The sequence below is a fragment of the Amycolatopsis sp. EV170708-02-1 genome, assembly GCF_022479115.1.
GTDB lineage: Bacteria > Actinomycetota > Actinomycetes > Mycobacteriales > Pseudonocardiaceae > Amycolatopsis.
In genome coordinates this window covers 8,753,138-8,775,993 of the sequence record NZ_CP092497.1, presented here as the reverse complement: position 1 = coordinate 8,775,993, position 22,856 = coordinate 8,753,138, and the positions used below count along the sequence as shown (strand labels likewise).

Here is a 22,856-nt window from a genome sequence, read left to right as displayed (position 1 = left end):
ACACTCACCATAGTGGGTGAGTGTTCACTAACCCAGGAAGGCGTGACCATGAAGCTCACTGTTCTCGGTGCCACGGGCGGGGTGGGGTCCGAAGTCGTCAAGCAGGCGCTGGCCGCGGGACACCACGTCACGGCGGTCGTCCGCGACCCGTCCAGGCTGGAGGCCGAAGGCGACCTGCTGGAGGTGGTCGTCGCGCAGCTGTCCGAACACGGCGCGCTGGCCGAGGCGGTGGCCGGGCGCGACGCGGTGATCTCCGCCCTCGGCTCCCGCGACCGCAACCCGACGACCATCGTCACCGACGGGGCCCATGCCGCCGTCGCCGCGCTCGGCTCGGCGGGTGTCCGGCGGCTGCTGCTGGTGAGCGCCAGCGGCCCGTTCGTCGACGGCGACGCCTTCTTCACCAGGAACGTCGTCAAGCCGATCCTGGGCAGGATCCTCCGGCACGCGTTCACGGACATGATCGCCGCCGAGCGGATCGTGCGCGCGAGCGACCTCGACTGGACGATCGTGCGTCCGCCGCGTCTGCTGAACGGGCCGCACACCGGCGAGATCGCCGCCCGCACCGACGGCAACGTCCGCGGGAGCTACAGCATCAACCGCGCCGACGTCGCCGACTACCTGCTCCGCGCGGCCGCGGACGACTCGCTCGTCCGCCAGACCGTCTCGATCGCCCACGGCTGACTCCCCGCGTTTCGTCCTCTCGATGCGGTTGTTGCGTGCGCAACGATCGCGTTCAGAGGACGAAACGCGGAAGTAGAGTCGCGAGGTGATCAGCCGTGCGGTGGTGCTCGCCCCGATCCTTCTCGCGCAAGCCGTCCGGGTGCGCCGTACGACGCCCAGGCTGCCCGGTGCCGCGGACCCGGTGACCGGCCTGGTGGCCGGCGACGGCGACCCGGTGCGGCTCGCTGTGCTCGGCGAGTCCACTGTGGACGGGGTCGGCGCGGCGACGCACGCCGAGGCGCTGACCGGACGGCTCGCGGACGAACTCGCGCGAGGCGGCCGCGCGGTCGCCTGGCAGGCGCTCGGCCGGACCGGCGCCAACGCCCGCGTGGTGCGCGAAGACCTGCTGCCGCTGCTCGAACCCGCCGACCTCGTCGTGATCGCGCTCGGCGTCAACGACACGATCGAACTGCATTCCGCCACGCGCTACCGGCGTGACCTGCTCGACCTGATCGTCGCACTGCGACGTCGCGTGGGACGGGTCCCGGTGGTGCTGGCGGGCGTGCCGCCGATGGGCCGGTTCCCCTCGTTGCCGCGTCCGCTGCGGGACGTCCTCGGCGCGCGGTCGGCCGTCCTCGACGCCGCGGCCGCCCGGCTGGCACTGCTGCCCGGCGTCGTCCACGTCCCGATGCCCGCCGCGATGCTGGACCCCGCGACCTTCGCCGAGGACTGCTTCCACCCCGGCCCCGAGGGCTACCGGCGCTGGGCGGGACAACTCGCGGACGTGAGCCGCCGGCTACTCAGCGACACCTTTTCGGCGTAAAAGCGCTGATCAGGTCACTCGCTTGCCACAGATTAAGAAATTTCCATGAAAAAGCTGGCTCTGCGTGTATCTGGTGGCAGCCTCGTTGCGTCCTATGGAGCAGTCGAGGAAATGAGGGACACCCGATGACGACCGAGACCAACACCGCGCCCGTCGACGACGAGGCCACGGCCACCGAAGACCTCGAAGAGACGACCCCGAAGCCGAAGCCGATCACGGCGCCGGTCCCGCCCCGTCCCGGCACCAGCCCGGACGGCAACTGGGACCCGTACGGCACCAACCCGCCGTCGAACTGAATGAACACAGACAGGTGATGTCCGGAGGCCGAGGGGGCCGCCGGGCATCACCTCCGGGTGCTCCTTCGGGGGAGGGGACGCCCGGACGCGGGCCCGTTGGGGAGCGGGCCCGGGGGAGGGAAAAAGGGCCGGCCGGTGCGCAGTCCACACCTACTCGCGCCGGCCGGTGCCTTTGTCCTCCACCCGCACCGAGGGGGACCACCGAAAACTCGACAAAAAAGTTAGTGACTTGATGTATCCCAGAGCCTCTTGCACGCTCCTTCTCCCCGAAGGGCCCGCGATACTGCCAGCGCCGACACGAAGACACGTCCGAAGTGGGGCAGATACGGTGACCGACGTGCAAACGACCGAGGTAGACCCGCCATGGGAAGGACTGACCGGTGCCGACCTGCATGCCGCCTGCATGCGCGCGGCGCGGGCCGGTGACCGCCAGGCGATGGACAGACTTGTGCACGAGCTGACCCCGCTCGTGTGGCATGTCGCGCGCGCGAACGGGCTCGACCGCCTGACCGCCGAGGACGTGGTCCAAACGGTGTGGCTCGCGCTCTTCAGCCAGCTCGAAAAACTCCGTGACCCCAAAGCGCTCGCCGCCTGGTTGATCACCACCACCAGGCGCGAAGCCCAGCATCCCTTCGGCCGCCGCGCTCAGCCCGTCCCGCTGACCGACGAGCTGGCCGAAAGCATGGAGAGCACCCATCCGGCCCCCGAAGAGGAAGCCGTCCGCGCCGACCGGGATCGCCGGGTCTGGCGCGCCTTCCTCCGCCTGCCGCACCGCTGTCAGCAGCTCCTTCGGCTGACCGTGCTCGCCGGGCGGGCCGAATACCAACTGGTCGCCGAAGCACTCCGTATGCCGCGCGGAAGTGTCGGCCCGACCAGGGGCCGTTGCCTCGAATCGATGCGCGACCTGCTGGCCCACGAAGGGGGAAGCCGATGAACGACCTCGGGACGCCGGGGGAGATGACCTCCCCGGGCGATGAGGCCTTGCTCGCCGATATCGGGCGCTTCATGGACGAACTGGACCCGCCACCGGGAGACCTGGTGCAGCGGGTTCAGTTCGCGCTCGCGCTCGAAAACCTCGACGTCGAGGTCGCCCGCTGGGAACGGATGGACGCCACCGCGGGCGTCCGTGGCAACGACACCGGCACGATCACCTTCACCGTCAGCGACCTGACCGTGATGATCAACCTCACCAAGATCGGCAAGAAGCACCGGATCGACGGCTGGCTCGTGCCCGCCGGCGAGTACGGAGTGGAGGTTCGCGTCGCCGAGCACGGCACGAGTTCCACCACCGCCGACGAAGGAGGCCGGTTCGTGCTGGACAACGTCCCCCAGGGCACCACCCAGATCGTGATCCACCTCGGCGACGTGACCTGTCGCCGGACGGTCGTGACCCCGACAGTGGTGCTGTAACCGGACGGCTGTTCCGTTATGCGGCGTGGGTGTGCTCCCATAGTGCGTGTGCCCGCGCAGCCTTCCGTCGTCGACGCCGTAGTCGAATCGGCGGCCGATCTGCATCGCCGGGCCAGGGCCGCGGCTTCCGACCACGGGCCCGGCGCGGCGATCAGGTTGCTTCAGAGCGGGTTGTCCCGGCTCGGGCGGGTGGACGCGGACAGTCCCGAACGGCTGGAGATCCGGGTCCGGATCCTGGTCAGCCTCGCGGCGGCGGAAGCGGAGATCACGTCCCAAGAGGACGGTTTCGTCCGGCTGGACGAGGCGGAGCGGACGCGGCTTCGGCTGCCGAGCGGTGAAGCCCGGCGGGAACTGGGTTTCATCGTCGTATTGCAGCGCGCGCTGGTGATGATGCGCGTGGGGCGGCTCGACGAATCGCTCGCGCTCTACAACGCGGTGATCCCCCAGCTCGTCGCCGAGGCGGACAGACACAGTCTCCTGGTGACCAAGACCTTGATGAACCGGGCCTGGCTTCAGCTGCAGAAGACCAATCCCGCCGACGCGCACCGGGACCTCGCCGACGCACTCGATCTCGCCGTCGAACACGGGCACCGGATGCTGGAAGGGAAGATCCGGCACAACCTGGGTGATCACGCCCAGTTGCTCGGTGACATCCCCGAAGCGCTCCGGCACTACGAGCAAGCAGCCTCGATCTTCGTCACCGACGGTCCTGGTTCGCTGCCGCTGGTCCGGCTCGATCAGGCGAAGGCCCTGCTCACCGCCGGGCTCGCCGAGGAGGCGGCGCGGCATCTCGACGAGGCGATCCCCGAACTCCGCGGCAACGGCGCGCATCATCTCGTCGCCGAAGCCGAGGTCGCGCGGGCCGGGGCGGCCATCCTGGAGGGCGACCACGTTCTCGCGAAGAAGCTCGCGACTTCCGCGCGACGGAGTTTCCTGCGGCGTGGCAACGGCCGATGGGCGGAGATCGCCGAACTGACCAGGCTTCGCGCGGACGCGGTGAAGGTCTTGGCGGACAGGGAGAAGAAGCCGCCCGCGAAACTGCCGGAGCGACTGGCCGAACTCGCCATCCGGTTGGCGGGCCTGGGTCTGCGCGACGAAGCGGGCGCGGCGCGGATGTTCGCGGTGCGGCTGCTGATCCGTCGGGGGAGACGGCCGCCGCCCAAGCACTGCTGGCGCAGGTGCCGAAACCGCGGCAGACCACGCCGATCGACCACCGGATGCAGCTGCGGTTGTGCCGGGCCGAACTCGCCGTGGCGTCCCACCGGCCGCGTTCGGCGCTCGCGCAGGCGCGGGCCGGGCTGGCCGAACTCGGGCAGATCCGCGACCGCATGGGCGGGCTCGACCTCGTCTGCGGGACGGCGGCGCACGGCGAAGAGCTGGGCAAACTCGCGCTGACGCTGGTGCTCAAGAAGGCCAGGCGCAGCGGCGCCGGGGCGAAGAGCCTGTTCGCGTGGCTGGAACGCACGCGCGCGCAGGTGTACCGCTACGAGCCGCTCCCGGTCATCGAGGATCCCGCGCTCGCCCGGCACATCAACGAAATGCGGCACGTGCAGGGGACGATCCAGGCGCGGCGGCTGTCCGGTGAACCGGTCGGGAAGCTCGAGGAGCGCTACGACCGCTTGCAGCGGGAGGCGACGCGGCTCGGGTGGTACACCAGCCAGTGGGGTCGCCCGCGGCCCGTCTCGGCACCCGAAGAGGTGGTCGAGCGGCTCGGCGATCGCGTGCTGGTCAGCCTGATGGGGTATCGCGACACCTTGTACGCGGTGGTCGTCGACCGCGGCCGGTTCCGGCTCCTGAAGCTGGGGCCGCTCGGGGAGATCGTCGAGACCGCGCGGCAGCTGCACGCGGATCTGGACGCCCTCGCCCCGGACAACCTGCCCGCGCCGCTGGTCGAGGTCGTCACCGGTTCCGCGCGGCGCCGGGCGGACAAACTGGACCGGCTGATCTCCGCGTCGCTGGCGAAGACGCTGGAGAACCGCGAGCTGATCATCGTGCCGATCGGTTCGCTGTACGCGTTGCCTTGGGGCGCTTTGCCTTCACTGCACGGACACCCGGTGTCGATCGCGCCGTCGGCGACCGCCTGGGTGACCGCGTCCGGGCGGCGGAACTCCGGGCCGGTGCTGCTCGCCGGCGGGCCGGGGGTGCCGGGTTCGGTGGGTGAGGTGCGGAACCTGCGGGCCGTGTACCCGCAGGCGCGGCTGGTCGACGGGAAGGACGCGACCAGCGATGCCGTCCTGTCCGCTTTGGACGGTTCCGGAATGGCGCACCTGGTCGCGCACGGCGCGCACGAACCGGCGAACGCGTTGTTCTCGCGGCTGGAGCTGGTCGACGGCCCGTTGTACGCGCACGAAACCGCCCGGCTCGCGAAGCCGCCGGAACGGGTGGTGCTGGCCGCGTGCGAACTCGCGATGAGCCATATCCGGCCCGGCGAGGAGGCGCTCGGCTTCGCCGGGACGTTGCTCGCCAGCGGCTCGCGAACGGTCATCGGCGCGATCGCGCGGGTCGGCGACAAGGCGGCCGCCGCCGCGATGGCCGATCTGCATCGGCGGCTGGCGCTGGGGACCGCGCCCGCTTTGGCGCTCGCGGAAGCGACCGCCGCCGATCCGCTGCGGCGTCCCTTCCTGTGTCTCGGCGCGGGCTGAAGGGGACTTTCACCGCGTCCAATGTGGCGAAAGCTCCCTTCGCCGCGTCGCACGCGGCGAAGGCGTCCCTCACCGCGTCCAATGTGGCCGTGGCGTCCTTCGGCTACCCACAGGAGTTGTCCACAACCAACGCCCTCTGTGGACAACTCCGCCGAGCGCCCGTTCCCGTCGCCCAGCGCCGGTAGACTGGACTCGGGGTCGCCCCCCTTGGGAAGGGCGGGGGGTGGGGTCAGGCGCGTTCCGCGTGTTTCACCAGGCGGGTGGCCAGGATCGAGATCACGGTGCGCAGCGCCGTGCGGACGGCGGCGCCGGTGCCGGGCAGCGGCTCGGTGAACCGGCCGGTCCATCGCAGATCCGTGCCGCCGGAAGCGTTCGGCGTGAACGAGACTTCGGCGCGATAGTCCTTCAGCAGCGCGAGACCCGCGAAGCCGTAGACGTGCTTCCGGTCCTGTTCGTACTCCAGCGTCTCTTCATGGAGGTACACCGGCCACAGGCCGACGGCCCGCACCGCGCCCACGCCGTCCGCGTCCGGTTCCCGCGCCCAGCGCGAGTGGAACACCACCGGCTTCGCCCATTCCGACCACCGGGAACCGTCGGCCTCCAGCGCGAACAGAGAGGCGGGCGAGGCGCTGCTCGTCCGGTTGACCTCGAAGGAGTACGTCTTGCCCATGTGGCGACGATAACCGCTCCGAACGCCACGGATAAGCAAAGATGGAGGCGTGAGCACGCCGCGCCGCGAGATCGCCGCACCACATTGGCTGGTGCAGCTGCTCCGCAGCACACCGGTTCCCATTCCGTGGAACATGGTCGCCCGCGCCGTCCTCGCCCTCGCCGTCCCGCTCGCCGTCGGCTACGCACTGGGAGACATCGGCGTCGGCGCGCTCGTCTCCACCGGCGCCCTGCCCACCGTCCTTTCCGAATCCGCCGGCCCGTATCGCTACCGCGCGCGGCGGCTCGGCGGAGCCACCGCGGCCGCCGCCCTCGGCTACTTCGCCGGGCTGATCACCGGCGGCATCCCCGCCGCGTCCATCCCGGTCGTCGTCGGGGTCGCCGCGGTGTCCGCGCTGATCAGCGCGGCGGGCAGCAACGCGTCGGTCGCAGGGTTGCAGATGTTCGTCTTCTGCGTGCTCGGCACCGGCCAGCACGTCACCGGGCTGCGCGTCGAAGTCCTCCTCGGCTACTTCTGCGCCGGCGCCGCCTGGAGCCTGCTGATCGCGCTCGCCACCTGGACCTTCCGCGCCACCAGCCCCGAACGCGGCGCCGTCGCGCACGTCTACGTCGAGCTCGCCGCGATGCTCTCCGCGACCGACGAAGCCACCTCACGTGTCGCGCGGCACCAGCTCACGACCGCGATGAACACCGCGTACGACCGGCTGCTCACCGCCCGGTCCTGGCTGTCCGGCCGCGACGCCACCTATCGCCAGCTGCTCAACCTGCTCTCGGCCAGCACCCCCGCCGTCGAGGCGTCGGTCGCGATGGTCAACGCCGGCCGCCACGCCCCGGACGACGTGATCGACCACTTCATCGCGACCTCGGCCGCCGTCCTCGCGAACCAGGAACTACCGGAGCCTCCCGAAGCGCCCGAAGACGCCGACCCGGTCCTCGCCGCGCTCTACGCCGGCCTCGCCCGGATAGGCAAGGGCGACAACCGGAAACGGCGCGATGTCCAGCCGTGGCACAAACGCCTTCGCGGCTGGGCGGGTTCGCTCGTTTCCGGCCCGCTCACCTGGTTCGCCGCGCTCCGCCTCACGTTGTGCGTCGCGATCGCCGAAGTCGTCGCGCTGCTCGTCCCGTTCGAACGGTCCTACTGGATCACGCTCACCGTCGGCATCGTCCTCAAACCGGACTTCGGCTCGGTCTTCGGCCGCGCCGTGCTGCGCGGCATCGGCACGGTGATCGGCGTGGGCATCGGCGCGGCCGTGCTCGCCGCGGGCGGCGAGGGCTGGCTGCTGGTCCTGCTGATCGCCGTCTTCGCGGGCGGCGTCGCGGTCGGCAAGGTCCGCAACTACGGCATCCTCAGCGCCTTCGTGACACCGCTGATCATCCTGCAGATGGACCTCGCCAGCACCGGAAGCTGGAACGTCGTGCTCGCCAGGCTCGTCGACACCGTGCTCGGCTGCGCGATCGTCCTGATCTTCGGCTACCTGCTCTGGCCGGGCAGCCGACGGCCACAGGTCGGCGGACGGCTCGCCGACAGCCTCGACAGCCTGGTGAAGTACGTCGACAAAGGACTCGTGCTCGCGCCGTCCGGCGAGGCCCGGTTGGACCGCTCACGCGCCCGTCGCCGCGCCTACCGCGCGCTGGCCGACCTGCGGACCGCGTTCCAGCAGGTCGTCGTCGAACCCTCCGCCGCCGGACGGCAGGCCGTCGCCTGGTGGCCGGTGATCGCCGGGCTCGAACGCGTCGCCGACGCCGTCACCGAGGTCGGCGTCACCCTCGGGCGCGGTGCCCCCGCCCCCGGCAAGGCCGACATCGCGCTCCTGACGGCGGCCCTCGCCGAACTCGCGGCCGCCGTCCGCGACGAACGGGACCCGGAAGAGATGCCGATGCCCGACAACGAGCAGCTGTCCGGCGTCGTCGACCAGATCGGCGCCGCCTTCGACGCCGTGCGCGGCCCCGACCTCGTCGAACGCGCGCCGCTGCGGCTGGTCCGGCGGTTTCTGCCGTATCACCGCCGCGCCTGACCTACCCACCCGGACGGGGGATGGGTGAGCATCATCTCGAACTAATGTTCGAGTTTTCACGCATAATCGACGCATGCTCGACACTGGTGACACGCTGCCGCCGGGGCCGCGTCACCTGCACATGGTCCGGCCCAACCAGCCCGTTTGGGTCGATCTCAAGCTGGTGTACCCCGTCGGCGCGGTGAAGACCCGCCTGCCCGACGGCCTGGATCTGACCGCCACCGTCCCCGGGCTGCTGGGGATGTGGCGGGCGACGACGACGGGGCACTGGGTCGGCTGGGTCACCTTCCAGCTCGGTCCGGTGGGCCGGGGCGGCACGACGCATTCGCAGTGGGTGCTGGCCGAAGCGCTGCGGCCCCGCGAGCATCGGAACACGTGGTCGGGCAGCTTCCCGTCCGAGCGGAGACGGTGATCGTCCCGTCGCATGGACGCTGTTGACCGCGCGCCAAATCGCGCCCACCATGGGGTCGTGTCCGTCACTTGGGAGTCCGCGCCGCACCGTTCGCTGGGTGAAGGCGTCGCCGCACTGCTCCTGCGCCGTGGACGTTTGGGTTCTCCGCCCGCGTAGCCGTATTTCCCGCGAAGGCCGCCTGTGAAAGGTGGCCGGTTCCGTCCTACCCGGAAATCGGAAACCCTTGGAGCCCAGCATGTCCATCGAACTGCCCGACCGTGTCCGTCTCCGTCCCGCGACCGTCCCCGACGGCGGGATCCTCGAAGGGCCGCGCCTGCTGCGGCGCCTGCCGGAAGGTGTCGAGGAACGCCCGTACGAGCTCTTCTCGCTACGCCCGCTGGGAAGGGTGATCGGCGCCGAGATCGGCGGCGTCGACCTCGCCCGGCCGCTGACGCCGGAGCTCCACGCCGAGCTGAACCGCGCGCTGCTGGAGTGGAAGGTGCTGTTCTTCCGCGACCAGGACATCACTTCGGCGCACCAGCGCGCGTTCGCCGCCAACTGGGGCGAACTGGAGACGAACCCGTTCATCCCGAAGGGCGACACCGAGGACACCACGCGGTTCGCCCGGTCCGCGACCATGCCCGCGTTCGAGAACATCTGGCACGTGGACGTCACGTTCCGGCCCGCGCCGGCGCTCGGCTCGGTCCTGCGGCTGATCGAGGTCCCGCCGGTGGGCGGCGACACGATGTGGGCCGACATGGCCGCCGCCTACGACAACCTGCCCGACGACATCCGCGAGCGCGTCGACGGGTTGACCGCGGTGCACGACTTCATCCCCGGCTTCGACCGCTTCTCCGACCCGGAGCTCCTGCTGCGTCACCAAGACGCGTTCCCGCCGGTCGAGCACCCCGTCGTCCGCACGCATCCGGAAACCGGCCGCCGCACCCTCTTCGTGAACCAGGCCTTCACGACGCATATCGTCGGCATCGACCGCGACGAGAGCGACAGGCTCCTGCGGTACCTGTTCAGCCGGGCGCATATCCCGGAGTTCCAGGTGCGCTTCGCCTGGCGGCCGGGTTCGGTGGCCTTCTGGGACAACCGCGCCACCCAGCATTACGCCGTCAACGACTACCACCCGTACGCGCGGGTGGCCGAACGCGTCGCCATCACGGGCGACCGGCCGTTCTGAGCGTCCCCACGACGGGTGATCGCCGAGGCGTGTTCGCCGGTCCTTGTGTGACGATGTGGCCATGGGCATCAACTTCGATGAATTGAAGAACAAGGCCACCGACGCTCTCCGCGAGCACAACGACAAGATCGAGGGCGGCCTGGACAAGGCGGCCGACTTCGCCAAGTCGAAGTTCTCCGGTCACGACTCCCAGATCGACTCGGGTGTCGAGAAGGCGAAGGGGTTCATCAACAAGTTCGACGACACCCCCGACAACCCCCAGCCCCAGAACCCGCCGCAGGGCCAGTAACCATCTCCCGCGTTTCGTCCTCTGAACGCGGTACTTGCGTGTGCAAGGACCGCATTCAGAGGACGAAACGCGTCAGGAGACCTCGCCGATCGCGGTGTCGCCCTCGATGGCCGTGATCCGGCCGCCGCGCTCGCCGAGCGCGATCAGGCCGTCGCGCGCGTCCGGGGCGGTCAGGCTGACCCGCACCCCGGCGCGTTCCGCGTCCTTACTGGCCGCAAACGCTTGCGCGCCCTCGTGGCCCGCGTTGACCGTCACAGCGAGACCGCCCGTCGACGCCAGCGAGCCCCGCGCCGCGCCCAGCCGCCCGAGCGCCTCGTCGACGATCGGCAGCAGCGCGTCCCGGTTGCCCTCGGTCATCGCCCGCACCAGCGCCGGGCTCGATCCGGCCACCCGCGTGCCGTCCGTATAGGACCCGGCGGCCAGCGACATCGCCAGCGGCCCGCCCTGCGCGCCGATCGTGGCCAGGATGGCCGCGAAGATATGCGGCAGATGCGAGATCCGCGCGACCGTCTCGTCGTGCGAGTCCGCGGGCAGCGGCACGACGTGCGCGCCGACGTCCAGTACGAGCTGGGCGACCTCCGCCCACGCCGTCAGATCGGTGTCGTGTTCGACGCCCAGCACCCACGCCGCGCCGCCGAACAACGCCGGATTGCTCGCCTTCCAGCCGGAGTTCGCCGTCCCGGCCATCGGATGCCCGCCGACGAACTTCGCGTACGGCGCGCGGCGCCGGACCGAGTCGAGCACCGGGCCCTTCACGCTGGTCACGTCGGTGAGGACGCAGTGCCCGGCGACCCGCGAAACGGTCCGGAGCACCTCCTCGACCGCGGGCAGCGGCACCGCGAGCACGATCATCGCGTCCCGCTCCGCCGCCTTGCTCAGCGCCGCTTCGACCTGCGTGGTGACGTCGAAACCCGCTCTGCTGGCGGCGTCCGCGTCAGCTTCGGAGGTCGTCGCCCCGAACGTGGTGCGGCCGATCGAATGCGCCGCGCGCAGCAGCGAACCACCGATCAACCCGAGCCCGATCACGCATACGTCCCGCACAAGGCTCATCCTGCCATCTACGAGGCCACTCGTCAGAGAACGGCGGCCAGGCGGGTTCCCTGATCGATGGCCCGTTTGGCGTCCAGTTCGGCCGCGACGTCGGCGCCGCCGATCAGATGCACCGGCAGCCCGGCCGCGCGCAGGTCGTCGACGAGGTCGCGCACCGGCTCCTGTCCCGCGCAGACGACCACGGTGTCCACGTCGAGCACGCGCGGCTTGTCACCGACGGTGATGTGCAGCCCGTCGTCGTCGATCCGGTCGTAGGCGACGCCGGTGAGCTGCTCGACGCGTTTGGCCTTCAGCGCGGCACGGTGGACCCAGCCGCTGGTCTTGCCCAGCCCCGCGCCGATCCCGGACTTCTTGCGCTGCAGCAGGAAGACCTGCCGCGGTGACGGCTCGACCTTCCGCTCGGTCAGCCCGCCCGCGGCCCGCTCGGGATCGGTGACGCCCCATTCGGCCATCCACGCGTCCAGATCGAGCGCGGGGGAGGTGGTGTGCGTCAGGAATTCGCTGACGTCCACGCCGATCCCGCCCGCGCCGATCACCGCGACCTTGCCGCCCACCGGTTTCCCGTGCCGGACGACGTCCACATAGGACAGAACCTTGGGGTGGTCGATCCCGGGGAGCGACGGCACCCGAGGGGTCACGCCGGTGGCCAGCACGACCTCGTCGAACCCGGCGCCGATCAGGTCGGCGGCGGCGACGCGGGTGCCGAGGCGCACCTTGACGCCGGTGACCTCCAGCCGCCGCGCGTAGTACCGGATGGTCTCCGCGAACTCCTCCTTGCCCGGGATCTTGCGCGCGATCCCGAACTGGCCGCCGATCTCGTCGTCGGCTTCGAAGAGTTCGACCGTGTGCCCGCGTTCGGCGAGCCCGGTCGCGGCCGCGAGCCCGGCAGGCCCCGCGCCGACGACGGCGACGCGTTTGGTCTTGCGGGTGGGCGAAAGCGTCAGCGTCGTCTCGTGGCCCGCGCGCGGATTCACCATGCAGGACACCAGCTTCCGCTTGAAGGCGTGGTCGAGGCAGGCCTGGTTGCACGCGATGCAGGTGTTGATCTCGTCCTCGCGCCCGGTCTCGGCCTTCCGGATCCATTCCGGGTCGGCGAGGAACGGCCGCGCCATCGACACCAGGTCCGCGTCGCCGCTCGCCAGCGCTTCCTCGGCGACCTCGGGCATGTTGATCCGGTTCGACGTGACCACCGGGATCCCGACATGCGGTTTGAGCTTGCCCGTCACCCAGGTGAACGCCGCGCGCGGCACGGACGTCACGATCGTCGGCACCCGCGCCTCGTGCCAGCCGATACCGGTGTTGATGATCGTCGCGCCCGCCTCTTCGACCTCCTTGGCCAGCGCGACGACGTCTTCCCAGCTTTGCCCGCCCTCGACGAGGTCCAACATGGACAGTCGATAGATGATGACGAAGTCCTCGCCGACCGCTTCCCGCGTGCGGCGCACGATCTCGACGGCGATCCGGCGCCGGTTCTCCGCGCTGCCACCCCATTTGTCGGTGCGTTTGTTCGTCCGCTCGGCGAGGAACTGGTTGATGAAGTAGCCCTCGGAGCCCATGATCTCGACGCCGTCGTAGCCCGCTTCCTTGGCCAGGAAGGCACAATCGGCGAACGCGCGGATCTGGCGCAGCACGCCGTACCCGGAAAGGGCCCGCGGTTTGAAGGGATTGATCGGCGCCTTGATACCCGACGCGGAAACGCTCAGCGGGTGGTAGGAATACCGGCCGGCGTGCAGGATCTGCAGCGCGATCTTGCCGCCCGCCTCGTGCACCGGATCCGTGAGTTGCTTGTGCGCCTTGGCTTCCGCGCGGGTCGAGAGCTTCGACGCCAGCGGCAGGAGCCAGCCGGTCCGGTTCGGCGCGAAGCCGCCGGTGACGATCAGCCCGACGCCGCCGCGGGCGCGTTCGGCGTAGTACTCGGCCAGTTGCGGGAAATGCGCTTCCTTGTCTTCGAGGCCGGTGTGCATCGAGCCCATGATCACCCTGTTACGCAGGGTGGTGAAGCCGAGATCGAGAGGGGACAGCAGGTTCGGGTACGGGCTCATCGCTGGTCCTTACGCATCGTGGTGGAATGCCTGGAGGACTTCCTCGAGCCACTCGACGTGGCCCTGTTCGGTTCGGATTCCTCCGCGCAGCACGAGGAACTGGTGCAACGACTGTCCACTGAGGACGCTCGGGTCGGGGAAGTCGCGCTTCTCGATCAGCAGGTACGCGTCGAGCTGTGCCGCGTGCGCGTCGCGATGCCGGGTGACCTCGGCGGCGACGGCGGCCGGATCGCCGAGCGCCGCGCCGCGGATCTTCACGGCAAGCTCCCTGGCGGTGGCCGACGGATCGGGTTCGGCGAGCCAGCGGGCCAGTTCGGTCCGCCCGGCGTCGCCGACGGTGTACACCTTCTTGTCGGGCTTCCCGGACTGCGCGACCTGGTCGACGGTGACCCAGCCCGCGTCCTCCATCCGCTTGAGGACGCGGTAGATCTGCTGGTGGGTGGCGCTCCACCACAGTCCGATGGACTTCTCGAAGCGACGCGTGAGCTCGTAGCCCGAGCCGGACCGCTCGGACAGCGAAACGAGGATCGCGTGCTCCAATGCCATGCACCCAGTTTCATATGCACCTAGTTGCACTGCAAGGCGACGCGCGTCACAAGTACATGAAGGCCCCCTTCCTGTACCTAGGCGCAAGGAAGGGGGCCTTCATGTACTTCGGGAAAGCTAAGGCTTGCGGGCGATCCCGCCGATGACGCGGGACTCCGAAGGCGAAGCGGCGAAGATCGTCTTCTCGTCCGGGTGCCACGCCGGCGCGTAGACCAGGCCCGGCTCCAGCAGCGGCCAGCCGCCGAAGAAGCGCCGGAACTCGTCCATGGTGCGCAGGAAACCGGGGTTCGTCGTGGTCTCGTAGTACTCGAGGATGTCCAGCAGCGCCTGCCGTTCCTCCTCGTTGGCCGGGTTCTCGTTGGTCATCTGCGAAAGCACCAGCAGCGAACCCGGCGCGAGCCGGTCGCGGTAGAAGTCCAGCAGCCCGTCCGGGTCCTGCTCGTCCTTGATGAAGTGCATGACCGCGTTGACCACCAGCGCGATCGGCTCGCGGACGTCGATGATCCCGGAGTCCATCACCCGTTCCCAGAGGTCCTCGGGGTCGAAGAGATCTGCCGCGATCGCGTGGTGGCGGTCCGGGTCGGCGGTGTCGGCGAGCAGCAGCGTCGAATGCGCGAGCGCGATCGGCTCGTTGTCGATGTAGAGGACGTGCGTGTCCTCCTGTGGCCGCGCCTCGTCGGCGACCTCGTGCACGTTGCCCGCCGTCGGCAGCCCGGAGCCGATGTCGACGAACTGCCTGATGCCCTGTTCCGCGCAGTGCCGCACGGCGCGGCCGAGGAACTGCCTGCTGGTCTTGCAGTAGTCGCCCATCAGCGGCAGGCGCTCGCGCACCTTCTCGGCGAAGTTGCGGTCGATGGCGTAATGCGTGTCGCCGCCGATGAAGTAGTCGTAGACGCGGGCCGCGGACGGCCGGTCCAAGCTGTTCTCGACGGCCTTGAGCGCCGCGTCGTGATCGATCATCGTCATCCCTTTGTCCGCGCCGGAAATCCCATGCTAACCGGCCGGGACGTAGGCCTCGCGGTAGGCGTTGACGGATTCGGTCAAGCGATCGAGCTCCGCGCGGGTGCGGGCGAGACCGGCCGCGTCGAGCCCCATCGCGTCGCCGATGATCTTCGGGATCCCGCTCGCGCGCTCCCTGAGCCCGGCGCCGTCCCCGGTCAGGCTGATGCGCACGGACCGCTCGTCGTCGGCCTGCCGGACGCGCTGGACCAGTCCGGACTTCTCCAGCCGCTTGAGCAGCGGCGACAGCGTGCCGGAGTCGAGGTTCAGCACGGTGCCGAGCTCCTTGACCAGCCGCTCGTCCTCCTCCCAGAGCGCGAGCATCACCAGATACTGCGGATAGGTCAGGCCCAGATCGTCGAGCACCACGCGATAAAGCGCGGTCACGGCCCGCGATGCCGCGTAGAGCCCGAAGCACAGTTGATCGTCCAGGCACAGCGACCCGGTGTTGTCCGTGGGCATCGGTCCTCCTCGTCCCCATGGTGCGCCGATCATGCCGCGGATCGCCACTTGAGTGGGCTAAATCTCCTTGAGCACATTTAAGTTGTGCACAACTAAGTTGCGAGCTACCTTGGTCGCATCGACTTCGGAACCCAGGAGGCAGAAATGACCGCCAACCCGCACAACCTGGCCCTCGAACCGGCCGCGCAGGCCTTCGTCGAGGCCACCGCCACGCCGCCGTTCCTCTTCCAGCTGCCGCCGGAGGAAGGACGCAAGGCCGTCGACGAGGTCCAGGGCGGCGACGTCGAGTTGCCCGCCGCGGACGTCGAAACCACGCACGTGGACGGCGTCGAGGTCCGCATCGTGCGGCCCCAGGGCGTGGCCGGGCCGCTGCCCGTGATCGTCTACATCCACGGCGCCGGCTGGGTCTTCGGGAACTTCCACACCCACGAGCGCCTGGTCCGCGAGCTCGCGGTCGGCGCGGGCGCCGCCGTCGTCTTCCCCGAGTACGACCGCTCACCGGAGGCGCGGTACCCGGTCGCCATCGAGCAGAACTACGCGGTGGCGAAGTGGGTCGCCGAGCACGGCGCCGAAAACGGGCTCGACGCCACGAAGATCGCGATCGCCGGAGACTCCGTCGGCGGGAACATGACCGCCGCGCTCACCTTGCTCGCCAAACAGCGCGGCGACGTCACCTTCCGGCAGCAGGTGCTCTTCTACCCGGTCACCGACGCGAGCTTCGAAACCGAGTCCTACCGGCGGTTCGCCGAGGGCTACTTCCTCGCCCTCGACGGCATGAAGTGGTTCTGGGACCAGTACACGACCGATCCGGCGCAGCGCGCGGAGATCACCGCGTCGCCGCTGCGGGCGAGCCTCGACGAGCTGGCCGGTCTCCCGCCCGCGCTGGTGATCACCGCGGAAGCCGACGTGCTGCGCGACGAAGGTGAGGCGTACGCCGCGAAGCTGCGTCAGGCCGGAGTGCCGGTGACGGCCGTGCGATACCAGGGCATCGTCCACGACTTCGTCATGCTCAACACGTTGCGCGAAACGCACGCCGCGGAAGCCGCCATCTCGCAGGCGATCGGGGTGCTGCGCACCGCTCTGACGGACTGAGCAGTCCGGAACACGGTTTGTCCAGGGTGACACGCGTCACCCTGGACAACACTTTCCGGTGGTCGCACGTCTCTTGATCCGGATGTGGGAAATGCGGTGCGGGGGCGTGCCGCGGCCGGAGAGGGACACGATCGCCATGGGACTGGGACTGAGTGCCATCCGGCTCGATTCGACGCTGAACCTCGTCATCGTCCTGGTGCTGACGCTGCTCGCGATCATCGCCGTCCCGTTCCTCTGGGAACGCTGGCGCCGCAAGGTTCTCGGCCGTAGCACCACGATCCTCGTCGCGGTGGTGCTGGTCGTGGTCAGCACCGGGATGGGCGGGAACATGATCGGCGGGTTCTTCCCGACGGTCGGCGCCCTGTTCGGCACCGGCGTGTACTCGGGGGAGAGTGTCGACGCCGTCGCCGGGCAGAACGGTTCGGACCTCGACAAACTGCGTGACGCCGGGGCGATGCGGGCCAAGGAGGGCAAGGGATCCGTCGTGCACATGACGGTGACCGGCAAGCGCACCGGCCTCACCCGCGACGTCTCGGTGTACTTCCCGCCCCAGTACTACGATCCCGCGTTCCGGTCGCTCAAGTTCCCGGTCATCGAATGGATCCCGAACTACCCGTCCGGGCCCGAGGTGGTCACCGGTCCCTACGAACTGCCCGCCAGGCTCGACGCGGCCATCGCGAAGCACGTGCTCCCGCCGACCCTGGTGATCATCCCGGACCCGACCGGGAAACCGAAGGTCGGCCACGACACCGAATGCATCGACGAGGTCAACGGGACCGCCAACGACACCTACCTGACCGCCGACATCCGCGACTGGGCGATCGAGAAACTCGGCGCCAACCCGCAGCGGAAGGCGTGGACGATGGCGGGCTGGTCGTCGGGCGGGTACTGCGCGATGAACCTGGTGACCCGGCATCCGCAGTGGTACGGCCAGGCGGCGAGCGTCAGCGGCTACTACAAGGCTTCGGTGGACGCGGAGACGGAGAACCTGTTCAAGGGCAGGCAGGACATCGCCGACGCGAACACGGTCACGGTGAACCTGCAGAAGCATCCGTCGCCCGTCGACATCCTCGCGATCGCGGGGGACAAGGAAAGCTTCGAGAGCTTCTCGATCGACCAGATCCAGGCGGCCGTCCGCGCGCCCGCGACGCTCTCGTCGTGGCGGATCCCGGACGCCGGGCACAACATGAACACCTTCAAGGCGCAGGTGCCCGACGTGCTGGCGTGGATCGGCGCGCGGACCGTGCCGCCGTGCGCGCCGCAGGACAAGAAGATCATCACCAACGGCGGGGTCACGCCATGGCCCTGCCCAACACCGGCGCCAAGGGCGCGCTAGTGGATGTCGTCGAGTAACTTGGCTCGATAAGCCTTGGGGTACAAGCGGATCCGGTCGGGAACCCGTTTCCCGGCCGCCCGTGTGACCGCTCCGAGGCGCCGGAGGCGGCGTTCGTCGGCGTCCGTCCACTTGAGACTCAAGCGGTCGCGGAGAGCCTGCGGAAGCAAGCCGATCGCGCACAGGGTCAGCACGTTCCCGCCCGCGGGACGGACGGGGCGCCACAGGGCCTCCGGCAAGAACCACCACGGCGGCGGTGGCGTGTCGCGCATGGTGATCGAGTGGAGCAGTTCCCGGACCGTTCGGTTGTCTTCGAGCCGGTTCGCGACGACGTCGTCGAAATAGGCCTCGAATCCTTCGAGGTCCTCCGGCATGTGGTGCTCGCGGAGGCCGAGCAGCAGGCCGAGGCGTCGCCATTCCGCGTAGAACCGGCGCTTTTCCGCGCCGGACAACGGATGGACGAAGACCTCGTGCATGCGGACGGTCGTCCAGAACGTCGAGCCGTGCACCCACCAGTAAGCCTCGGGGTTCAACGCGTGATAGCGCTCGCCGTGCTGGTCGACGCCCTTGATCGCCTTGTGCATCTCGCGGAGCCGCTCGGCCTCCGCGATCGCCGCCTGGCCGCCGAAAACCTGGCTCAGCAAGGAATCGATGGTCCGGTCGAGGCGGCCCCACGGATCTTCGGTGTAGTTCGAATGGTCGTGGACGCCCGCGCCGACGACGGGATGCGCGACCTGCAGCAGCAACGCCGTCCCCGCGCCGAGCAGCAGTCTCCGGTCGCCGACCACTCGCCAGGCCACGGAATCCGGGCCGAGCGGGGTCACGGCGGGCAGGCGGGCTTCGGTGCTCATGGCGACCTCCCGAAGAGCGGCGTACGGCCACTGTCCCACCTTGTTTACATGTCGTCAATAGCGGGGAGCAGCGCCTTGACCACCTCCGTCACCCGCCGGCCCGCACCGGCGTACGTGGTCGACGTCGGCTGCGAGGTCAGGACGACGACGATGTGGCGGTCGTCTTCGCCGACCGCGCCCGAGCTGTGCAGGATCCGCGAGCCGCGGCAGCACGCCCAGCCCTGTTTGATCGACCAGGGGAGCGAACCGACGGCGTCCGGGATGCCGAAGTACTGCCGCACCCCGTCGGAACCGCTCTCCGTCGCGCCGCTCAACGCGCGCATGATCGTCGTGCGTGTCCCCTCGCCCGCCTGCTCCAGCAGGTAGCGGTAGATCTTCGCGACGTCCGCGGCGGTGATCCGGGTGTCGCCCCAGCGGCCGGGATCCTCAGGCGGACGCGTGCCGCCCAGGCCGATCTTGGCCGCCCAGCGGGTGACGATGCGGGGACCGCCGTGGACCGTCCACAGCCTGCTGGCGATGTCGTCGTCGCTGACCGAGAGCATCCTCTGCACGGTGCTCGGCGGTGCGCCCGCCTGAAGCGCTTCCAGCGCGATGAGCAGCTTCACGAGCGACGCCGAGGTGTAGGACCGTTCCGGCTTGAGGGAAACGGTGTTCTTCTTGGCGGTGCGGTCGTAGACGACCACGCTCACCTGCCCGCCGGGGACGAGGTCCGCGAGGGCCTGGGCGTCGACGGACTTCGGCGGCGGATCCGGCGCCGCGGAGGACGAGGCGGCCGGGGATACGACCGGCTCCTCCGGCTCGGCTTCGACGGCCGGCGCCCCGGTCCCCGGCGCCGCGTCCGCGACCGCCGCCGGACCGGGCCGCGACGGCGGGATCAGGACCATCGCGAGGATGGCGCCCAGGCACAGCCCCACCAGGATGAAGACTCCGCTCACCTTGCCCACATGACCTGTTGGCCGCGTCACCCGTTCGTGTTCACGGTTAGGCCGTTCGGCCACCGTCGTTTGGCCGGAAGGGCACCGGGGTATCCGGGGCCCAGCGTGAATTCAGGTCGCCAACGCTGGGAGGCGGAGCAATGGCACGTGCACAACGCGCTCGAATCCGGACGGCGGGACTGCAGCCCGCCCAGGTCCTCGCCGGGCTGGCGAGCCTGGCCTTCCTGGTGTTCGGGATCGTGGGCTTCACCAGGACCGGGTTCGCCGATTTCGCCGGCCGCAGCGACGCCACCGTGCTCGGATTCTCGGTGAACCCCCTCTACAACCTCGGCTTCGTCGTGCTGGGCGCGATCGGTCTGCTGCTGACCTTCGGGTCGGGCCGGTCCCGGGTCTTCGGGTTCCTGACGTTCGCCGCCTTCGGGGCGCTGTTCGTCTGGGGTCTCATGATCGCGGGGACCGTTTCGACGAACCCGGTCTCACAGGCCGGGAACCCGTTCAACCTCAACGGGCCGGACAACTGGCTGCACCTCGGCCTCGCCGCGCTCGGGCTGGTGATCGCGTTCCTGCCCGCGCGGCACAAGGTGCTGCTGCCGGAGGACGACGAGGAGACCGTGGTGTCGGACCGGCGGGCCGACAGCGCCACGGTCGCCCGGCCGAAGCATGAAAAAGGCCCGACCGTCGCTCGGGATGAGCGACCGCCGGGCCTCGCCCACTAGGACTCAGTAGCCGGAATCCTGGGCGGGAGCGTCTTCCTCCTTCTTGGGGGCGGCGTTCCCGCTCTGGGCGGCCTTGTCCTTCACCGGCGCGGTGCTCTTGCAGCCCGCGGGCTCGATGACGAACCAGGTGCCGCCGACCCCGTGACCGTTGGCCTCGCCGGCGTTCGCGTCCTTGGCGTAGCGGTAAACGGCCCATCCGCCGACGGTGACCTGCATGGTGCCGTCCGCGCGCTTCACCTTGCCGAGCAGCTTCGCGTCGATGCCTTCGAGCTGGACGTCGCCCTCGGCGAGCACCGGCGGCCAGGCCTTCGCGCAGTCACCGTTGCAGGTCGGCTGCTTGTTCTTCTTGTCCTTGGTGAACATGTACAGGGTGAAGCCGTCCTGGTCCACAATGGCCGGTCCGATGCCGTCGACGTTGCTCGCGACGAGCTTCGTGGCACCGTCTTTCTGTTCGGCCGGAGCCTCCTTCGCCGCCTGGCCCGCCTTGCCGCCCTTGGCGTTCGCGGCGTACCAGGTGCTGCCGACACCCTGCCCCTTCGCTTCGCCTGCCTTGGCGTCCTTGGCGTAGCGGTAAAGAGCCCAGCCGCCGACGGTGACCTGCTTGCGTCCGTCGGCGCGGGTCACCTCGCCGACCAGGGCCTGATCCACGCCTTCGATCTGGACGTCGCCCTCGGCCAGCACCGGCGGCCAGGCCTTCGCGCAGTCACCGTCGCAATTGGACTTCGGCGGCTTCGCGCTGTCCTTGTCGAAGCGGTACAAGGTGAAGCCGTCCTTGTCGACGAGGACCTGGCCGAGATCCCCGGCTTCGGCCACGGCCACCTTGGTCTCACCCTTGGCCGCGGGGGCGTTCCCGCCCGCCCCGGCCACCGCCGCGGCGGGAGCGACGGCGGGGGCCGCCGCCTCGGTGCCGCCGGAGCAGGCCGACAGCGCCACCAGGCCCACGGCCGCGGACGCCGCTGCGACGACGAAACGCTTGCGAAGCATGGGATTTCTCCTTGTTCGTAGGGGTTCCGCGGCTTGGCGCGGTGAGCTTGTACCCCTACACGGAGCCGGTCCGGGACCGGTTCAAGGAGTTTTCGGATTTTCTTCGCGGGCCTCCAGCGCGGCGTCGACGAGCACCCCGGCCGAGCCGGTGTAGCGTGCCGGATCCAGCAGGTCGGCCAGGGAATCGGCGGGGAGCACTCCGGTTATCTCCGGCAGGCCGGAAAGAACCTCGCCGAGGCTCTTGTTCTCTTCGAGGGCGAGCTTGGACGCGTGCCCGAGAACCTCCTTGGCCCGCGTCTTGCCGAGCAGCGGGGCGAGCACGGTCGAAAGCCGCTCGGAGACGATCTGGCCGTGCGTGAGGCCGAGGTTCTCGCGCATGCGCTCGCCTTCGACGACCAGCCCCCGGGCGAGCTCGGCCGCCGTGTGCGCGGCGCCGCCGGTCAGGCGCAGGCACTCGCGCAGCAACTGCCACTCGGCGTGCCACGCGCCCGCGGACCGTTCGTCCTCGGAGACCATGGCCTGGGTGACGCCGGTGGCCAGCACCGGCACCTGGAGCGCCGCCGACCGGATCAGCGTCGCGAGCACCGGATTGCGTTTGTGCGGCATCGCCGAGGACCCGCCACGGCCCTCACCCGCCGGCTCGGCGACCTCCCCGACCTCGGTCCGGGTCAGGAACTGGACGTCGACCGCGATCTTCCCGAGCGCGGCGGCGGTGAAGGAGAGCGCTGCCGCGAGGTCGGCCGTCGGTGTGCGGAGGGTGTGCCAGGGGAGCGTGGTCTCGGCGAGCCCGGTCTCCTCGGCGAAGGCTGTTTGGAGGCGTTGCGGATAGCCCTCGGGCAGGTCGGCGAGGCGCGCGTACTCGGCGTACGCGGCCCTCGTGCCCGCGGCGCCCCCGAGCGAGACCGGCAGAACGACCCGGTTCAGCCTGTCGAGCGCTTCGAGCGTGAGCTGACGCCAGCCCGCCGCCTTGAGCCCGAACGTGGTCGGCACCGCGTGAGCGGTGAGGGTGCGCCCGGCCATGACCGTGTCGCGATGCGCGCGGGCGAGATCCGCCAGCGCCGCCGCCGTCGACTCGAGATCCGCGGCGATGAGCGCCCGTGTCCGCGCGGCGACCAGCATCATCGCGGTGTCGAAGATGTCCTGGCTGGTGGAGCCGCGATGGACGTACTCCGTCCCGGCGGCCTCGGTCAGCTCCTTGATCAGCCCCACGACCGGGTTCGCCGTCTCGCGAGCCCCCCTCGCCAACGCGACCACGTCGATCTCCACGGAGGCGGCCGCCTCGGTGATCGCCGCCGCGGCGGCCTGCGGGATCAGCCCGGTACTGGCCTGCGCCCTGGCGAGCGCCGCCTCCGTGTCCAACAGGGCACGCAACCAGGCGAGATCACCCGTCGCCGCCTCGGCGGGCGTGCCGGCGCGGACCGGGGACAGGAGGCCGGAATCGGGATCGGCGTTCATCGGCCCA

21 protein-coding genes and 2 pseudogenes are annotated in these 22,856 nt (G+C 69.9%); 13 read left to right on the top strand and 10 right to left on the bottom strand.

Annotation, left to right across the window (positions count from 1 at the left end; all coding sequences use genetic code 11):
* The first annotated feature begins 48 nt into the window (after nt 1-48).
* The 6 genes and pseudogenes from MJQ72_RS40130 to MJQ72_RS40105 all read left to right on the top strand — a co-directional run bounded on the left by MJQ72_RS40130 (nt 49) and on the right by MJQ72_RS40105 (nt 5,831).
* On the top strand, nt 49-681 hold the full coding sequence (locus MJQ72_RS40130; RefSeq protein WP_240596111.1) for an NAD(P)-dependent oxidoreductase: 633 nt from the start codon (nt 49-51) through the stop codon (nt 679-681).
* An 85-nt stretch (nt 682-766) separates the two neighbouring features.
* A complete protein-coding gene (locus tag MJQ72_RS40125) occupies nt 767-1,483 on the top strand; it encodes an SGNH/GDSL hydrolase family protein (protein WP_240596110.1) in 717 nt (238 codons plus the stop codon).
* 125 nt (nt 1,484-1,608) lie between these two features.
* Nucleotides 1,609-1,779: a hypothetical protein gene (locus MJQ72_RS40120; protein ID WP_167337756.1), complete on the top strand. Its 171-nt coding sequence runs from the start codon at nt 1,609-1,611 to the stop codon at nt 1,777-1,779.
* A 328-nt stretch (nt 1,780-2,107) separates the two neighbouring features.
* Entirely contained in the window at nt 2,108-2,713 is a 606-nt protein-coding gene (locus MJQ72_RS40115; RefSeq protein WP_007030724.1) for an RNA polymerase sigma factor, read from the top strand.
* On the top strand, nt 2,710-3,189 hold the full coding sequence (locus MJQ72_RS40110) for a carboxypeptidase regulatory-like domain-containing protein (protein ID WP_240596109.1): 480 nt from the start codon (nt 2,710-2,712) through the stop codon (nt 3,187-3,189). Before MJQ72_RS40115 ends, MJQ72_RS40110 begins: the two co-directional genes overlap by 4 nt.
* An 18-nt stretch (nt 3,190-3,207) precedes the next feature.
* Nucleotides 3,208-5,831, top strand: a pseudogene (locus MJQ72_RS40105) (CHAT domain-containing protein).
* A gap of 229 nt (nt 5,832-6,060) precedes the next feature.
* Here MJQ72_RS40105 and MJQ72_RS40100 read toward each other — a convergent pair.
* The gene (locus MJQ72_RS40100; protein WP_240596108.1) at nt 6,061-6,501 is read right to left on the bottom strand and encodes an SRPBCC family protein; all 441 of its coding nucleotides are present in this window, start codon (nt 6,499-6,501) and stop codon (nt 6,061-6,063) included.
* Between the two features lie 49 nt (nt 6,502-6,550).
* On the opposite strand from MJQ72_RS40100, the gene MJQ72_RS40095 reads away from it, so the two are divergent.
* The 4 genes from MJQ72_RS40095 (at nt 6,551) to MJQ72_RS40080 (ending at nt 10,384) form a co-directional block, all read left to right on the top strand.
* The gene (locus MJQ72_RS40095) at nt 6,551-8,515 is read left to right on the top strand and encodes an FUSC family protein (RefSeq protein ID WP_240596107.1); all 1,965 of its coding nucleotides are present in this window, start codon (nt 6,551-6,553) and stop codon (nt 8,513-8,515) included.
* A 73-nt stretch (nt 8,516-8,588) separates the two neighbouring features.
* Entirely contained in the window at nt 8,589-8,927 is a 339-nt protein-coding gene (locus tag MJQ72_RS40090) for a hypothetical protein (RefSeq protein WP_240596106.1), read from the top strand.
* Between the two features lie 235 nt (nt 8,928-9,162).
* Nucleotides 9,163-10,095: a TauD/TfdA family dioxygenase gene (locus MJQ72_RS40085; protein WP_240596105.1), complete on the top strand. Its 933-nt coding sequence runs from the start codon at nt 9,163-9,165 to the stop codon at nt 10,093-10,095.
* Nucleotides 10,096-10,156: 61 nt separating this feature from the next.
* Nucleotides 10,157-10,384 carry an antitoxin gene (locus tag MJQ72_RS40080; RefSeq protein ID WP_016330787.1) on the top strand — a complete coding sequence of 76 codons (228 nt, stop codon included), beginning with the start codon at nt 10,157-10,159 and terminating at the stop codon, nt 10,382-10,384.
* A gap of 72 nt (nt 10,385-10,456) precedes the next feature.
* Here MJQ72_RS40080 and MJQ72_RS40075 read toward each other — a convergent pair whose 3' ends face one another.
* The 5 genes from MJQ72_RS40075 to MJQ72_RS40055 form a co-directional block, all read right to left on the bottom strand.
* Complete coding sequence (locus tag MJQ72_RS40075) at nt 10,457-11,434, bottom strand: prephenate dehydrogenase (protein WP_255431470.1); 978 nt, start codon at nt 11,432-11,434, stop codon at nt 10,457-10,459.
* 23 nt (nt 11,435-11,457) lie between these two features.
* Nucleotides 11,458-13,476 (bottom strand): NADPH-dependent 2,4-dienoyl-CoA reductase, encoded by a 2,019-nt coding sequence (locus MJQ72_RS40070; protein ID WP_240596104.1) that lies wholly within the window; start codon nt 13,474-13,476, stop codon nt 11,458-11,460.
* Nucleotides 13,477-13,485: 9 nt separating this feature from the next.
* Nucleotides 13,486-14,022 (bottom strand): PadR family transcriptional regulator, encoded by a 537-nt coding sequence (locus MJQ72_RS40065; protein WP_240596103.1) that lies wholly within the window; start codon nt 14,020-14,022, stop codon nt 13,486-13,488.
* Nucleotides 14,023-14,139: 117 nt separating this feature from the next.
* Entirely contained in the window at nt 14,140-14,988 is an 849-nt protein-coding gene (locus tag MJQ72_RS40060; RefSeq protein ID WP_240596102.1) for an SAM-dependent methyltransferase, read from the bottom strand.
* Nucleotides 14,989-15,015: 27 nt separating this feature from the next.
* Nucleotides 15,016-15,483 carry a MarR family winged helix-turn-helix transcriptional regulator gene (locus tag MJQ72_RS40055; protein ID WP_240596101.1) on the bottom strand — a complete coding sequence of 156 codons (468 nt, stop codon included), beginning with the start codon at nt 15,481-15,483 and terminating at the stop codon, nt 15,016-15,018.
* Nucleotides 15,484-15,627: 144 nt separating this feature from the next.
* Between MJQ72_RS40055 and MJQ72_RS40050 the strand changes: the two genes are divergently transcribed.
* Nucleotides 15,628-16,575 (top strand): alpha/beta hydrolase, encoded by a 948-nt coding sequence (locus MJQ72_RS40050; RefSeq protein WP_240596100.1) that lies wholly within the window; start codon nt 15,628-15,630, stop codon nt 16,573-16,575.
* Nucleotides 16,576-16,711: 136 nt separating this feature from the next.
* Nucleotides 16,712-17,928 (top strand): annotated as a pseudogene (locus tag MJQ72_RS40045) (alpha/beta hydrolase).
* On the opposite strand, the gene MJQ72_RS40040 reads toward MJQ72_RS40045, so the two are convergent.
* Both MJQ72_RS40040 and MJQ72_RS40035 read right to left on the bottom strand, forming a co-directional pair.
* Nucleotides 17,908-18,759, bottom strand: a complete 852-nt coding sequence (locus MJQ72_RS40040; RefSeq protein ID WP_240596098.1) for an oxygenase MpaB family protein — start codon at nt 18,757-18,759, stop codon at nt 17,908-17,910. The pseudogene MJQ72_RS40045 and the gene MJQ72_RS40040 overlap by 21 nt on opposite strands.
* Nucleotides 18,760-18,803: 44 nt before the next feature.
* Nucleotides 18,804-19,703, bottom strand: coding sequence for a hypothetical protein (locus MJQ72_RS40035; RefSeq protein WP_240601541.1), 900 nt, complete (start codon nt 19,701-19,703; stop codon nt 18,804-18,806).
* Between the two features lie 131 nt (nt 19,704-19,834).
* On the opposite strand from MJQ72_RS40035, the gene MJQ72_RS40030 reads away from it, so the two are divergent.
* Complete coding sequence (locus MJQ72_RS40030) at nt 19,835-20,410, top strand: DUF4383 domain-containing protein (protein ID WP_240596097.1); 576 nt, start codon at nt 19,835-19,837, stop codon at nt 20,408-20,410.
* Between the two features lie 3 nt (nt 20,411-20,413).
* On the opposite strand, the gene MJQ72_RS40025 is transcribed toward MJQ72_RS40030, so the two are convergent.
* Both MJQ72_RS40025 and pcaB read right to left on the bottom strand, forming a co-directional pair.
* Nucleotides 20,414-21,394: a hypothetical protein gene (locus MJQ72_RS40025; protein ID WP_240596096.1), complete on the bottom strand. Its 981-nt coding sequence runs from the start codon at nt 21,392-21,394 to the stop codon at nt 20,414-20,416.
* A gap of 81 nt (nt 21,395-21,475) precedes the next feature.
* Complete coding sequence (gene pcaB, locus MJQ72_RS40020) at nt 21,476-22,849, bottom strand: 3-carboxy-cis,cis-muconate cycloisomerase (RefSeq protein ID WP_240596095.1); 1,374 nt, start codon at nt 22,847-22,849, stop codon at nt 21,476-21,478.
* Nucleotides 22,850-22,856 lie beyond the last annotated feature (7 nt).